This window comes from Leclercia sp. 1548, from assembly GCF_050435045.1.
Classification (GTDB): domain Bacteria; phylum Pseudomonadota; class Gammaproteobacteria; order Enterobacterales; family Enterobacteriaceae; genus Enterobacter; species Enterobacter adecarboxylatus.
On sequence record NZ_JBNDJP010000001.1, the window covers coordinates 88,082 to 100,900 of the forward strand.

15 protein-coding genes are annotated in these 12,819 nt (G+C 57.7%); 11 read left to right on the top strand and 4 right to left on the bottom strand.

The window, feature by feature from the left end; translation table 11 throughout:
* Nucleotides 1-16: 16 nt before the first annotated feature.
* The 6 genes from ABIE02_RS00400 to ABIE02_RS00425 all read left to right on the top strand — a co-directional run bounded on the left by ABIE02_RS00400 (nucleotide 17) and on the right by ABIE02_RS00425 (nucleotide 5,363).
* Nucleotides 17-901, top strand: coding sequence for a dihydrodipicolinate synthase family protein (locus ABIE02_RS00400; RefSeq protein ID WP_144837856.1), 885 nt, complete (start codon nucleotides 17-19; stop codon nucleotides 899-901).
* A 78-nt stretch (nucleotides 902-979) separates the two neighbouring features.
* On the top strand, nucleotides 980-2,392 hold the full coding sequence (locus tag ABIE02_RS00405) for a sodium:solute symporter family protein (RefSeq protein ID WP_032618054.1): 1,413 nt from the start codon (nucleotides 980-982) through the stop codon (nucleotides 2,390-2,392).
* Nucleotide 2,393: 1 nt separating this feature from the next.
* The gene (locus ABIE02_RS00410; protein ID WP_336994622.1) at nucleotides 2,394-3,563 is read left to right on the top strand and encodes a sialidase family protein; all 1,170 of its coding nucleotides are present in this window, start codon (nucleotides 2,394-2,396) and stop codon (nucleotides 3,561-3,563) included.
* Nucleotides 3,560-4,030 (top strand): YhcH/YjgK/YiaL family protein, encoded by a 471-nt coding sequence (locus ABIE02_RS00415; RefSeq protein WP_336994623.1) that lies wholly within the window; start codon nucleotides 3,560-3,562, stop codon nucleotides 4,028-4,030. Before ABIE02_RS00410 ends, ABIE02_RS00415 begins: the two co-directional genes overlap by 4 nt.
* Nucleotide 4,031: 1 nt before the next feature.
* Entirely contained in the window at nucleotides 4,032-4,709 is a 678-nt protein-coding gene (locus tag ABIE02_RS00420; protein ID WP_336994624.1) for an SDR family NAD(P)-dependent oxidoreductase, read from the top strand.
* Between the two features lie 117 nt (nucleotides 4,710-4,826).
* A complete protein-coding gene (locus ABIE02_RS00425) occupies nucleotides 4,827-5,363 on the top strand; it encodes a DUF924 family protein (RefSeq protein WP_336994625.1) in 537 nt (178 codons plus the stop codon).
* Here ABIE02_RS00425 and ABIE02_RS00430 read toward each other — a convergent pair.
* Both ABIE02_RS00430 and ABIE02_RS00435 read right to left on the bottom strand, forming a co-directional pair.
* Nucleotides 5,360-6,157 carry a PhzF family phenazine biosynthesis protein gene (locus ABIE02_RS00430; RefSeq protein WP_336994626.1) on the bottom strand — a complete coding sequence of 266 codons (798 nt, stop codon included), beginning with the start codon at nucleotides 6,155-6,157 and terminating at the stop codon, nucleotides 5,360-5,362. The genes ABIE02_RS00425 and ABIE02_RS00430 overlap by 4 nt on opposite strands.
* Nucleotides 6,158-6,174: 17 nt before the next feature.
* On the bottom strand, nucleotides 6,175-6,963 hold the full coding sequence (locus ABIE02_RS00435; RefSeq protein ID WP_077227526.1) for a PhzF family phenazine biosynthesis protein: 789 nt from the start codon (nucleotides 6,961-6,963) through the stop codon (nucleotides 6,175-6,177).
* Between the two features lie 177 nt (nucleotides 6,964-7,140).
* Between ABIE02_RS00435 and ABIE02_RS00440 the strand changes: the two genes are divergently transcribed.
* A complete protein-coding gene (locus ABIE02_RS00440; RefSeq protein ID WP_032618047.1) occupies nucleotides 7,141-8,337 on the top strand; it encodes a sugar transporter in 1,197 nt (398 codons plus the stop codon).
* A 39-nt stretch (nucleotides 8,338-8,376) separates the two neighbouring features.
* On the opposite strand, the gene ABIE02_RS00445 is transcribed toward ABIE02_RS00440, so the two are convergent.
* Nucleotides 8,377-9,042 (bottom strand): MarC family NAAT transporter, encoded by a 666-nt coding sequence (locus ABIE02_RS00445; RefSeq protein WP_059307979.1) that lies wholly within the window; start codon nucleotides 9,040-9,042, stop codon nucleotides 8,377-8,379.
* A gap of 256 nt (nucleotides 9,043-9,298) precedes the next feature.
* Here ABIE02_RS00445 and marR point away from each other — a divergent pair, with 256 nt between their 5' ends.
* From marR to marB, 3 genes are all read left to right on the top strand, one after another.
* Nucleotides 9,299-9,733: a multiple antibiotic resistance transcriptional regulator MarR gene (gene marR, locus ABIE02_RS00450; protein WP_032618045.1), complete on the top strand. Its 435-nt coding sequence runs from the start codon at nucleotides 9,299-9,301 to the stop codon at nucleotides 9,731-9,733.
* Between the two features lie 18 nt (nucleotides 9,734-9,751).
* Nucleotides 9,752-10,135 (top strand): MDR efflux pump AcrAB transcriptional activator MarA, encoded by a 384-nt coding sequence (marA, locus tag ABIE02_RS00455; RefSeq protein ID WP_072250842.1) that lies wholly within the window; start codon nucleotides 9,752-9,754, stop codon nucleotides 10,133-10,135.
* 139 nt (nucleotides 10,136-10,274) lie between these two features.
* Nucleotides 10,275-10,490 (top strand): multiple antibiotic resistance protein MarB, encoded by a 216-nt coding sequence (gene marB / locus ABIE02_RS00460; RefSeq protein WP_059307980.1) that lies wholly within the window; start codon nucleotides 10,275-10,277, stop codon nucleotides 10,488-10,490.
* Between the two features lie 32 nt (nucleotides 10,491-10,522).
* Here marB and eamA read toward each other — a convergent pair whose 3' ends face one another.
* The gene (gene eamA, locus ABIE02_RS00465) at nucleotides 10,523-11,422 is read right to left on the bottom strand and encodes an O-acetylserine/cysteine exporter (RefSeq protein ID WP_059307981.1); all 900 of its coding nucleotides are present in this window, start codon (nucleotides 11,420-11,422) and stop codon (nucleotides 10,523-10,525) included.
* Between the two features lie 193 nt (nucleotides 11,423-11,615).
* On the opposite strand from eamA, the gene ydeE reads away from it, so the two are divergent.
* Complete coding sequence (ydeE, locus tag ABIE02_RS00470; protein ID WP_032618040.1) at nucleotides 11,616-12,809, top strand: efflux MFS transporter YdeE; 1,194 nt, start codon at nucleotides 11,616-11,618, stop codon at nucleotides 12,807-12,809.
* Nucleotides 12,810-12,819 lie beyond the last annotated feature (10 nt).

Here is a 12,819-nt window from a genome sequence, read left to right on the forward strand (position 1 = left end):
ATCGAAGGAGTGAGACATGCGTAACAAGATTGAAGGCGTGCTGACGGCGATCGTCACCCCTTTTACTGAGGAAGGTGCCCTGCATCTGCCGGGACTGAAACGCCAGATCCAGCGCCAGCTGGCGGCGGGGAACGGTATTTTCTGCGGCGGGACCAACGGTGAATTCTTTGTGCTGACCGAAGAAGAAAAAGTGGCCGTCGCCCGCACCTGTGTGGAAGAGGTCGCAGGCCGTGCGCCCGTGGTGGCGCATATCGGGGAGATCTCTACCCGCGCCACCATCCGGCTCGGTAAGCAGGTCGAGACGCTGGGGGTCGATGCGGTCTCGGTGATCACCCCGTGGTTTGTGCCCCTCACCCAGGCGGAGCTGATTAGCCACTATACCGCCATCGCCGATGCCCTGACGGTACCGGTCTTCCTTTACAACATTCCGGCGCGTACTGGCAACACCATCGAACCGCACACCGCCCGCGTGCTGGCTTCACATCCGAACATTATCGGCATTAAAGACAGCGCAGGCAGCTATGACAGCCTGAGCGGTTTCCTGCAAGCCGCGCAGGGCATTGACGGGTTCGACGTGTTAAACGGCCCGGACTCCCTGATCCATCAGGGCTTTGTCGAGGGCTGCTCCGCCTGTATTTCCGGGCTGGCGAACGTGGCCCCGGAGGCAATCAACGCTATCTGGACGCGTTTCCGCGCGGGTGATGTTGAGGGTTCGCGACAGGCGCAGGAGAGCGTCACTGACCTGCGCACCCATTTATATAAAATTGCCTTCTCCCCGGCGGCGGTGAAAAAAGCGCTGCAGGTGATGGGCGAAGAGGTGGGTGAAAGCCGCTACGCGGTGGCTTTCGATGCGCAACAGACTGAACAGATCCGCCAGATAGTGACGAAGTCACTGCAGTAACCGGCGTTTGATTTCGTCCATAAGAATACCGGGTACCGCTGGGTGCCCAGGGTTCCTACGCCCTGATGAGAGGCAAAGATGAACAATTTTACCGCTGAAGATACCCTGATCATCGTAGGCATTGTGATTGTCTACATCCTGTTTACCACCTGGCTGACCTTCCGGTTGCGCAGTAAAAACTCCGGCGACTTCATGGAAGGCTCCCGGGCGATGCCGGCGTTTATCGTCGGGATCCTGCTGATGTCCGAATATATCGGCGCAAAATCCACCATTGGTACCGCCCAGGCGGCGTTCGAGGATGGCTTTGCCGCCTCCTGGTCGGTCATTGGCGCGGCCATTGGCTTCCCCCTGTTTGGCCTGCTGCTGGTGAAACGCATTTACAGTACCGGCAAAATCACCATCTCCGGGGCGATTGCCGAGAAGTACGGCACCAGCACCAAAAACATTATCTCGATCATCATGATTTACGCCCTGCTGCTGGTGAACGTCGGTAACTATGTGTCAGGCGCGGCGGCCATCTCCACCGTGTTGAAGGTCAATCTGCCAGTGGCCGCCTTTATTACCGCGATTGTCAGTACCTTCTACTTCGCCTTTGGCGGTATGAAAGGCGTGGCCTGGGTGACCCTACTGCACAGCGCCCTGAAGTACTTCGGGATCCTGATTATCATGGGCTTTGCGCTCTCCAAAACGGGCGGCTTTACGCCGATGATTGAGCAGATGCCTGCCTACTACTGGACCTGGGATGGCAACATCGGTGCCAGCACTATCTTTGCCTGGCTGATTGGCACCATTGGCTCCATCTTCTGTACCCAGTTCGTAATTCAGGCGATTTCGTCCACCAAAGATGTAAAGTCCGCCAAACGCTCCACCTGGGTAGCCTTCTTCTTCTGCCTGCCAATTGCGCTGGCCATTGCGGTGATTGGCGTGGCGGCGAAGTATCTGCACCCGGAGATCGACAGTCTGTACGCTATGCCGATCTTCCTGCAGGACATGAACCCCTGGCTGGCCGGTTTAGTGACAACGTCACTTGTAGCATCGATTTTTGTGAGCGTGAGTACCGTGGCGCTGGCTATCGCCTCGCTGGTGGTGAAAGATTTCTACGTGCCTTACCGCAACCCCACCCCAGAGCAGGAGTTTAAAGCCACCCGCTGGATGTCGCTGCTGATTGGCTTCCTGCCGCTGATTTTCGTCCTGCTGGTGCCGGAGGTGCTGAAGCTCTCCTTCTTCACCCGCGCCATTCGTCTGTCGATTACCGTAGTGGCAGTGATTGCCTTCTATGCGCCGTTCTTTAAGAGCACCCGCGGGGCAAACGCCGGTCTGATTGGGGCCTGCGTCGTGACGTCGCTCTGGTATCTGCTGGGCGACCCGTTTGGTATCAACAATATGTATATTGCGCTGATCACCCCGGCGGTGATTATGGTCCTCGACCGTCTGATCCCGAATAAAGCGGATCGCAAAGTGCCTGCCCCTGTTCAACATAATGGAGTCTGATATGTCTTTAACCGTAACCCGTGACGGGATTGTTCGCCCGCAGCCGCAGGATGCCCGCGTGGAAACGGCAATGTTGCCCTCTTCCTGCCCGCAGAATCACGCCGCGAACCTGCTGCCGCTGCCGGATGGCACCCTGATGTGCGTCTGGTTTGGCGGCACCCAGGAAGGGATCGCTGATATTTCGGTCTGGGGATCACGTCTGGCCCCTGGCAGTCACCAGTGGAGCGACGCGGCGAAGCTGTCGGACGACGCCAGCCGCTCGGAGCAGAACCCGGTGCTGTTCATCGCCCCGGACAACGTGCTGTGGCTGCTGTGGACGGCCCAGCTTTCCGGCAACCAGGATACCGCCATCGTGCGCTGCCGTCAGTCGCAGGATCTGGGTAAAAGCTGGGGCGAAATTACCACCCTGCTGGATAAACCCGGCACCTTTATTCGCCAGCCCATCGTGGTGCTGGAGAACGGCAACTGGCTGCTGCCGGTCTTCTACTGCCGCACCCAACCAGGCGAAAAATGGGTGGGCAACGACGACATCAGCGCAGTGAAAATCTCGCAGGATCAGGGTAAAAGCTGGCGCGACGTCGAGGTACCGGAGAGCCTGGGCTGTGTGCACATGAATATCACCGCGCTGAAGAACGGCCATCTGGTGGCGCTCTTCCGCAGCCGCTGGGCTGATAATATCTATATCAGCCAGTCGCTGGACCACGGCGAAAGCTGGTCAGTGCCGGAACCAACGGATTTACCGAACAATAACTCGTCGATTCAGGTCACGACCCTTGCCAGTGGCGAACTGGCGCTGGTGTTCAACCACATGAGTGCGGCGGGTGCCCTGGAGCGCCGCGCCTCGCTGTATGACGAAATTGACGATGGCGACGGGCGTAAAGAGCCGGAAGTGACCACCGGTCGCGCTGCGTTCTGGGGGGCACCGCGCGCGCCAATGACGGTGGCGATCTCTGCCGACGGCGGCAAAAGCTGGGCCTGGCAGCGTAACCTCGATGAGGGTGACGGCTATTGCATGACCAACAACTCGCTGGAGAAACTCAACCGTGAGTTTTCCTATCCGAGCATCAAACAGGGTGCCGACGGGGCGCTGCATATTGCCTATACCTACTTCCGCCAGGCAATCAAATATGTGCGCGTGTCGCCGGAATGGGTGAAGGAGTCGCAACAGTGATTATCGGCCATCTTAATGCCCTGCCGCTGGCCGGGCTTCCCCCGGCACTGCGGCAGATCCTCGAACGGGCCGACTGCTCTCTGGCGGCACTCGCCGCCCGGGATGATGGACGCTGGCAGCCGCAAGGCTGCCCGTGGTTCTGCCATATTGGCCCGGCACAGACTCAGCCCCAGGCCGAGCGTCATACGGAATATCACGCCTTCTATGCTGATATTCAGGTGGTACTGACCGGCGAGGAGACAATCCGGGCGGGAATGCAGTCTGTCGCCCGGACGGGTGATGAAGAGCGCAAGCCGGATCTGTGGATCGCGCCAGGGGTTGTGCATCCGGTCAGCATGACCTTGCGCAGCGGCGATTTCGCGGTGTTTCTGCCCGGCGAGCCGCATCAGGCGCTCTGTGCGGTGGAGGCACCCATGACCGTGCGCAAGGCGGTGTTCAAGGTGCCGCACGCCCTGCTGGAGGTGTGATATGCGTCATGCGATAGTCACCGGAGCCAGTTCAGGCATTGGCGAAGCCATCGTCACCCGTCTGCTGGCTGAGGGCTGGCAGGTGACGGGCTTAAGCCGACGTGGAATGGACTGCGGGCATCCAAGCTTCACCAGCCTGCGGGTCGATTTAAGTGACAGCGTCACGTTTAGCGCAGCACTTGATACCCTGCCGGTGCCGCAGGCCATCGTCCATGCCGCCGGAATGATGGCCGCCGCCCCGCTCGGCGAGCTGGATCCGGCGGTCAGTGGCCGTCTTTGGGGGCTGCATATTTACGCGGCCGAAATCCTGTTTAACCACTTTGCCCCGCACATGGTTGCAGGTGGCCGGTTGGTTGCTATCGGCAGCCGTACTTCACGGGGTGCCGCCGGTCGTTCGCAGTATGTCGCCACTAAAGCCGCGCTGGTGGGCATGGTGCGAAGCTGGGCCGCCGAACTGGCGCCGCGTGGGATCACCGCCAATGTGGTGGCCCCTGGGGCGACTCAGACCCCGATGCTGAATGCGCCGGGGCGGGAAACCTCACCACCAAAAGTGCCGCCAATGGGGAGGCTCATCGCCCCGGAAGAGGTGGCGGCGATGGTGAGCTATCTGCTCAGCGCCGAGGCCGCGCCCATCACCGGGCAGGAGCTGGTGCTGTGCGGAGGGGCGTCGCTGGGGTAACGAGTGCGGTCTGTTTGCCGGGGGGTGGTCACGCCTTACCCGGCCGCCTATTCGGGTTGCCGTTTTGCCTTTACCTTGCCAGGGTTTAATCACCCTAACCTAACGCCGGAACCCGCCATGGAATACATGCCTCTGCTTGAATTCTGGTTTCACGACCAGCATCGCCCCCTCTGGTTTTCCCGCAATGATGATTTCGACGCCCAGTGCAAACATCGTTTCTATCCCTTGTGGCAGGCCGCCTGCCAGGGGGAGCTGTTTCACTTGCGGGACAGGCCGCAAGGACGGCTGGCGGAGATCGTGTTGCTCGATCAACTCTCGCGCAACCTGAACCGCAACGACGCACGCGCCTGGCAGCAGGATGGCATGGCGCTGATCCTCTCCCAGGAGTTAGTGTATCAACCGATGTGGAATGACCTTAACAGCAACGAAAAAGGGGTCTCGCTGATGCCGATGATGCATGCGGAGTCGCGGGTGATTCATCAGGAGGCAGAGCGGCTGTTCACCGCCCTGAACGAGCCGGGCTTTCTGAATGCGGAAATTAAACACCGGGCGATAATCGAACGCTTTGGCCGCTACCCGCACCGTAACAGCCTGCTGGGGAGAGACTCCACCCCCGACGAGGTGGAGTGGCTGAAGCACAACAAAGGCTTTTAATGACTGCGCAGGTAGACAGTCCCCTTCAGATAGAGCGCCGCCTGGCCGCCAATCAATACCCGGTCGCCTTTCAGCTCACAGCGCAGCTCGCCGCCGCGGGGAGAGACCTGCCGCGCCTGCAACGCCGTTTTGCCCAGCTTTTCGCTCCAGTAGGGGATCAACATACTGTGCGCCGAACCGGTAACCGGATCTTCCGCAACCCCTTCACCCGGGCAGAAAAAGCGGCTGACAAAATCATGCTCATCCCCTGGCGCGGTCACGCAGACCATTTTCCCCAGCGGCATCATCGCGTCGATGTTGGGGGTTAATGCCTCGACCTGCTGCTGGTTTTCCAGCACCACCATATAGTCGCGCCCTGCCCGCACCTCCTGCGCACCGTTAATCCCGAGGGTGCTGAACAGCAATGCTGGAGGGTTTTCCACCGCCTCGCAGCCCCATGCCGGGAAGTTAAGCGTCAGCCAGTCGCCGCTGCGGGTCACCTTCAAATCGCCCACGAACCGGGTGGAGAAGATAATCTCGGTATGTGGATAGTCCAGATACTCAAAAATCACATGTGCGCTGGCAAGCGTGGCGTGCCCGCACAGGTTAATTTCGTACTGGGTGGTAAACCAACGCAGTTCGAACCCGGTGTCGATGCGCACGAAAAACGCCGTTTCGGACTGATTATGCTGCTGCGCCATCTTTAACAGTACGTCATCCGGCAACCATTCTTCGAGAGGACAGACGGCAGCAGGATTCCCACCAAACGCGCGGTCGCTAAAGGCATCGACCAGATAAAATGCAATTTCTTTCATTGGGTTAACCCTTATTGTTAGCGTAAAAACAGATGACCTTTCATATACAGCGATGCCCTACCGCTCATGCGTACCCGGTCGCCTTTCAGTTCGCAACGTAGCTCCCCGCCACGCGCCGAGACCTGCCGGGCGAAGAGCGAAGTTTTAGCCAGCTTTTCGCTCCAGTAAGGAATAAGCATCGTGTGCGCCGAGCCGGTGACCGGATCCTCCCATAACGCTACGCCCGGGGAGAAAAAGCGGCTGACGAAATCGTACTCCCCCTCGCCGCGGGCGGTAATCGACACTTTGTGCTCGCCGGGCGTCATGGCGTTGATATCCGGTTTTACCGCCTCAACCTGCTGGCGATTTTCCAGCACCAGCAGCCAGGCACGCCCCTTGCGGGCCTCGACATAGGTCTGGATCCCCAGCGCCCTCAGCATCTCTGGCGGGGGCGTTTGCGGCTCGGTGGGACATGCCGGAAAATCGAGGGTTAACCAGTCGCCGTCACGGGTGACGGTAAGCCTGCCGGAGGCCGTCTCAAAATGAATATGGGGATCGGGATACCCCATCTCGTTAAACAGGACCCAGGCGGTCGCAAGCGTTGCGTGGCCACAGAGGTTGACCTCACCCTGGGTTGTAAACCAGCGCAGCTCAATGCCTGCTTTATCGCGCACGAAAAAGGCCGTTTCCGACTGGTTGTGTTGCTGAGTCATCCTGAGCAGCGTTTCGTCCGGTAGCCACGCAGGCAAAGGGCAAACCGCGGCCGGGTTACCGCTAAACGCGGCATCGCTGAAGGCATCAACCAGATAAAACGCAATCTCCTGCATCCTTTTGTCCACTGTTAACATAATGTTGCGTTCTATATTCATGGAAAAACAGGCATTTCACCAGTATTAATCCATCGGCCATATTGAGATCTGCGTCACAAAACGTTTGTAATTCCGCCAGCGATGGATTTATGATCGTCCGCTCTTTATTTACCTCAATCCCTCCCGGACATCTCAATGACAACCAACACAGTTTCCCGCAGGGTCGCGTGGCTACGGGTGGTTACGCTCGCGATTGCCGCGTTTATCTTCAATACCACTGAATTTGTCCCCGTTGGCCTGCTCTCAGATATCGCCAGCAGCTTCGGCATGGAAACCGCACAGGTGGGGATCATGCTCACCATCTATGCCTGGGTGGTGGCGTCGCTCTCCTTGCCGTTTATGTTGCTCACCAGCCAGGTGGAGCGACGCAAACTGTTGATCGGGCTGTTCGTGCTCTTTATCGCCAGCCATGTCCTGTCGTTCCTGGCATGGAACTTTACGGTGCTGGTGATTAGCCGGATCGGCATTGCATTTGCGCACGCCATTTTCTGGTCGATTACAGCCTCGCTGGCGATCCGCCTGGCTCCGGCCGGCAAGCGCGCCCAGGCGTTGAGTCTGCTGGCCACCGGTACGGCGCTGGCGATGGTGCTCGGGCTGCCGCTGGGCCGTATCGTCGGGCAGCTTTTCGGCTGGCGTACCACCTTTTTCATTATTGGCCTTGGGGCGCTGTTCACCCTGCTGTGCCTGATTAAGCTGTTACCGAAACTGCCGAGCGAACACTCTGGCTCGCTGAAAAGCCTGCCGCTGCTGATGCGCCGTCCGGCGCTGATGAGCCTTTACCTGCTGACGGTTGTGGTGGTCACTGCTCACTACACCGCCTACAGCTACATCGAGCCGTTTGTGCAGACCGTAGCCGGATTCAGCGCGAGCTTTGCCACGGTATTGCTGTTGCTGCTGGGCGGCGCGGGCATTATCGGCAGCCTGCTGTTTGGCAAGCTCGGCAACCGTCACGCCTCGCTGCTGGTGAGCAGCGCCATTGGCCTGCTGCTGGGATGCCTGCTCCTGCTGTTGCCCGCCGCCGGTAGCGAAACCCATCTCGCGCTGCTGAGTGTCGTCTGGGGTGTGGCGATCATGATTATTGGCCTTGGGATGCAGGTGAAAGTGCTGGCGCTGGCACCGGATGCCACGGACGTGGCGATGGCCCTCTTCTCCGGGATTTTCAATCTGGGGATTGGCGCAGGTGCGCTGGTGGGCAATCAGGTGATCCTGCATCTGTCGATGGCGTCGATCGGCTATCTGGGAGCCATCCCGGCGCTGGCGGCGTTGATCTGGTCAGTATTGATCTTCAGGAAGTGGCCCGTCGCCCTGGAAGAGCAGCCGCAGCACGGCTAATGCGGTGACCGGGTGGCAGAGCGCCACCCGGCCCGGGAATCAGTGGTAGTTTTGAATAATTTCCAGCACGCCGTTGATAATAAACTGCACGCCCATGCAGACCAGCAGGAAGCCCATCAGACGGGAGATCGCTTCGATACCGTCCGTGCCCACCCAGCGCATAATCGCGCCCGAGCTACGCAGACAGCCCCACAGGATCACGCCGATGAGGGCGAAAATCAGCGGCGGCGCAATCATCACCACCCAGTCCGGGAAGTCAGTGCCACTGCGCACCGTCGAGGCGGAGCTGATGATCATCGCAATCGTACCCGGCCCAGCGGTACTGGGCATCGCCAGCGGTACGAAGGCGATGTTCGGGGCCGGTTTGCTGTGTTTATCGTCCAGTGCATCCTGCATATCAGCAGCATCTGGCGATTTCGGTGCCGGGAACAGCATTCTGAAACCGATAAACGCCACGATCAGTCCCCCGGCGATACGCAGACCAGGAATGGAAATCCCGAAGGTGTTCATCACCAGCTGTCCGGCGTAATAGGCCACCATCATGATCGCGAAGACATAAACGGAGGCCATAAGCGACTGTTGATTACGCTGTTCGCGATTCATGTCGCCCGCAAGGCCCAGGAAAAGCGCAACGGTGGTTAACGGGTTTGCCAGCGGCAGCAACACCACCAGCCCAAGCCCAATTGCTCGAAGTAAATCAACCATGTTATGGATTCGTCCTTAGCAAAATGTAACCCGGCAAGTATAGGGTTAAAACCACCCTAACCTCCATGCTCACCGCGTAAGTAATATTTACGCACCGAAATCAATTCATGCCCGTTATACGACGCAACAAACCTGGGTGAAACTTTGATATGAATCGTTTTAGCAAATCGTGTCATAAGCAAATGCATTCAGTTGACTTATAGTTGCCTGAGCAATAATATCTGCCGTGATTAAACTACTTGCCAGGGCAACCATTGTGAAAAGCACCAGTGACCTCTTCAACGAAATCATTCCGCTGGGTCGGCTTATCTATATGGTTAACCAGAAGAAAGACCGCCTGCTCAATGACTATCTGTCACCGCTGGATATCACCGCAACCCAGTTTAAAGTGCTCTGTTCTGTGCGCTGCGAAGTGTGTATTACGCCGGTTGAGCTGAAGAAAATCTTATCTGTCGACCTCGGCGCGCTGACGCGAATGATGGATCGACTGGTCTGCAAGGGGTGGATTGAACGCCGCCCAAATCCGAATGACAAACGCGGCGTACTGGTGCAACTCACCAGCGACGGCGCGGAAATGTGTGAACAATGTCATCAATTAGTAGGACAAAAACTGCACCAGGAACTAACAAAAAACTTAACGGCGGATGAAGTGGCAACTCTTGAGCATTTGCTTAAGAAAATCCTGCCGTAAACAGAAAGAGGTATGACGATGTCCAGACGCAATACTGACGCCATCACTATTCATAGCATTTTGGGCTGGATCGAAGATAACCTGGAGTCACCGCTCTCGCTTGAGAAAGTGTCTGAGCGTTCAGGTTACTCAAAATGGCACCTGCAACGGATGTTCAAAAAAGAGACCGGCCACTCATTAGGCCAGTACATCCGCAGCCGCAAATTAACGGAAATCGCGCAGAAACTGAAAGAAAGTAACGAGCCGATCCTGTATCTGGCTGAGCGTTACGGGTTTGAATCGCAGCAGACCCTGACCCGCACGTTCAAGAACTACTTTGATGTTCCACCGCATAAATATCGCATCACCAATATGCGCGGGGAATCCCGGTATCTGCTTCCGATCAATCACTGTAACTGCTAATCGCCTGTATTAAGAGCCTGGCCCACCTGGCAACAATTTGAACATGGACAGCGCGCAACAACCGGAGTGCACTGCCCATGTACAAAATGGCAAATAAAACACCCTGGTGGGACAGGCTTTAAGACGTATCGAGGAAATTATGAAACTATTCGCTTCCGCCGCCCTCACCGCCCTGGTGCTGGTCTCCGGCCAGAGTTTTGCGGAGCAAACTCCACGTGTTCCGCAGCAGAACAACCGCGACACGATGATCCTGCCAACGGCTAACGGCCAGTCGCCCCATGACTTTAACCATATGGGCGCAGGCAGCGACAAATCCGACGAGTTAGGCGTCCCTTATTACAATCAGGGCGCCTGATACGTTTTGCCCCGCCCGTGCGGGGCTTTTTTTTAGCCTCTGACCCGCGTCGCCCGACGCAAGCGCAAGCCGAAGACGTTGATATATAGCCCGGCCATCACCAGCAGCGCACCCACCAGTTGTAATGCCCCCAGTTTTTCATCCAGCAAGAGCGCCGCACTGGCGATCCCCACCACGGGTACTAACAGCGACAGCGGTGCCACCCGCCAGGTTTCGTAGCGCCCAAGCAGCGCGCCCCAGATGCCGTAGCCGACGATGGTGGCGACAAAGGCCAGATAGATCAGCGACAAAATGGTGGTCAGGTCGAGGGTGACCAGGCTGTGCAACATCACCGTGGGGCCATCCAGCAGATACGACGCCACCATAAAGGGCACAATCGGGATCAGGGCGCTCCACACCACCAGCGACATCACTGCCGGACGAGTCTCAAGCTGCATGATCTTTTTGTTGAAGATATTGCCGCTGGCCCAGCAGAACGCCGCCGCCAGGGTCAGTAAAAAGCCCAGCAGCGCCACGTGTTGACCATTGAGGCTGGCTTCCGCCAGCACCAACACGCCCACTACGGCAAGGGCGATCCCCACCAGCTGTTTGCCCTGTAAACGCTCGCCAAACACCAGTGCCCCGAGAATGATGGTAAAGAACGCCTGAGCCTGCAGCACCAGCGAGGCCAGACCGGCGGGCATGCCGAAGTTAATGGCGCAAAACAGGAAGGCAAACTGACCGAAGCTGATGGTCAGGCCATAGCCCAGTAGCAGGCGAAACGGAATTTTCGGCCGGGCAACAAAGAACAGCGCCGGAAAAGCCACCAGCAGAAAGCGTAAACCGGCCAGCATCAGTGGAGGCATGTTGTGCAACCCGACTTTGATCACCACAAAATTCAGCCCCCAAACCACTACCACCAGCAATGCCAGCAGCCCGTCTTTGCGTGTCATACCCTGCCCCTGTTTATTAAATTTTTGTAAACACTCTTCAAGGTAACGAAAAAAAACGTCGAGGAACAGATCATTAATTCTGGCAGTCAGGCGAAGCACTTAGGGATAAATTTGGAGGTATACAAGCCTCTTATGCCGTGATAATCCTGATAAGACATAACAAAAACTTTACATGCAATTGTCGGGCAGGAAAATGAAACCATCACTCAGGCGCTCAACCGCAGCGCTGCTGGCGTCGTCGTTGTTACTCACCATTGGGCGCGGCGCCACGTTGCCGTTTATGACTATTTATCTCACTCGCGTCTACAACATGAGCGTCGAGAATATCGGTTATGCCCTGACGGTAGCGCTGACTATCGGGGTGGTTTTCAGCCTGGGTTTTGGCATCCTGGCGGATAAATTCGATAAAAACCGCTACATGCTGATCGCCATTACGGCGGTTGCGCTGGGCTTCCTGGCGATCCCGCTGGTGGATAACGTGGTGCTGGTCGTACTGGCCTTCTCGTTAATCAACTGCGCCTATTCGATCTTCTCTACGGTGCTGAAAGCCTGGTTCGCCGATGTGCTGAACCCGGCCGAAAAAGCCCGGGTCTTCTCGCTCAACTACAGTTTCCTCAACATTGGCTGGACCATCGGGCCGCCGTTGAGCACCCTGCTGGTAATGTACAGCCTGCAGCTGCCGTTCTGGGTGGCGGCCTTCTGCGCCGCGCTGCCGCTGGTACTGATCCAACGCTATGTGCAGAAAGGCGTGGCGGCCGATAGCGAACATGTGCCTGTGCCCTGGCAGCCGTCGGTGCTGCTGCGCGACCGGGCGCTGTTCTGGTATACCCTTTCCGGGCTGCTGGCCTCCTACGTGGGCGGCTCGTTCGCCAGCTGCATTTCTCAGTATGTGCTGGCGGCAGATTATGACAGCGATTTTGCCCAGAACGTGGTGGCCGTGGTGCTGCCGGTCAATGCCGCTATGGTGGTTTCATTGCAGTACATCATTGGCCGCAAGCTGTCGGCGCGTAACATCCGTCCGCTCATGACGCTGGGCACCCTGTTTTTCGTCCTCGGCCTGGCCGGGTTCATGGTCTCCGGGGAGAATCTGATCTACTGGGGGCTTGCCGCGGCGGTCTTTACCATCGGTGAGATTATCTATGCGCCAGGCGAGTATATGCTGATCGATAACATCGCCCCGCCGGGAATGAAAGCCAGCTACTTCTCCGCCCAGGCGCTCGGCTGGCTGGGTGCGGCGTTTAACCCGATGATCACCGGGCTGATCCTGACCCATCTCCCGCACTGGTCACTGTTTGTGATTATGATGGTCGCCATTGTGCTGGCGTGGATGATGATTTTGCGTGGCATGCGGGTGAAGGCGTGGGTTGAATTACCTCGTGTCGCCTGAAAGCAGTGCC

Bases quoted from the DNA above. Each gene is read 5' to 3' on its own strand.
- ABIE02_RS00405 (WP_032618054.1), top strand. From the start codon at position 980: ATGAACAATTTTACCGCTGAAGATACCCTGATCATCGTAGGCATTGTG.
- ABIE02_RS00420 (WP_336994624.1), top strand. From the start codon at position 4,032: ATGCGTCATGCGATAGTCACCGGAGCCAGTTCAGGCATTGGCGAAGCC.
- ydeE (WP_032618040.1), top strand. From the start codon at position 11,616: ATGAAACCATCACTCAGGCGCTCAACCGCAGCGCTGCTGGCGTCGTCG.
- marA (WP_072250842.1), top strand. From the start codon at position 9,752: ATGTCCAGACGCAATACTGACGCCATCACTATTCATAGCATTTTGGGC.
- ABIE02_RS00400 (WP_144837856.1), top strand. From the start codon at position 17: ATGCGTAACAAGATTGAAGGCGTGCTGACGGCGATCGTCACCCCTTTT.
- marB (WP_059307980.1), top strand. From the start codon at position 10,275: ATGAAACTATTCGCTTCCGCCGCCCTCACCGCCCTGGTGCTGGTCTCC.
- eamA (WP_059307981.1), bottom strand. From the start codon at position 11,422: ATGACACGCAAAGACGGGCTGCTGGCATTGCTGGTGGTAGTGGTTTGG.
- ABIE02_RS00410 (WP_336994622.1), top strand. From the start codon at position 2,394: ATGTCTTTAACCGTAACCCGTGACGGGATTGTTCGCCCGCAGCCGCAG.
- ABIE02_RS00445 (WP_059307979.1), bottom strand. From the start codon at position 9,042: ATGGTTGATTTACTTCGAGCAATTGGGCTTGGGCTGGTGGTGTTGCTG.
- ABIE02_RS00425 (WP_336994625.1), top strand. From the start codon at position 4,827: ATGGAATACATGCCTCTGCTTGAATTCTGGTTTCACGACCAGCATCGC.
- ABIE02_RS00435 (WP_077227526.1), bottom strand. From the start codon at position 6,963: ATGCAGGAGATTGCGTTTTATCTGGTTGATGCCTTCAGCGATGCCGCG.
- ABIE02_RS00430 (WP_336994626.1), bottom strand. From the start codon at position 6,157: ATGAAAGAAATTGCATTTTATCTGGTCGATGCCTTTAGCGACCGCGCG.
- ABIE02_RS00440 (WP_032618047.1), top strand. From the start codon at position 7,141: ATGACAACCAACACAGTTTCCCGCAGGGTCGCGTGGCTACGGGTGGTT.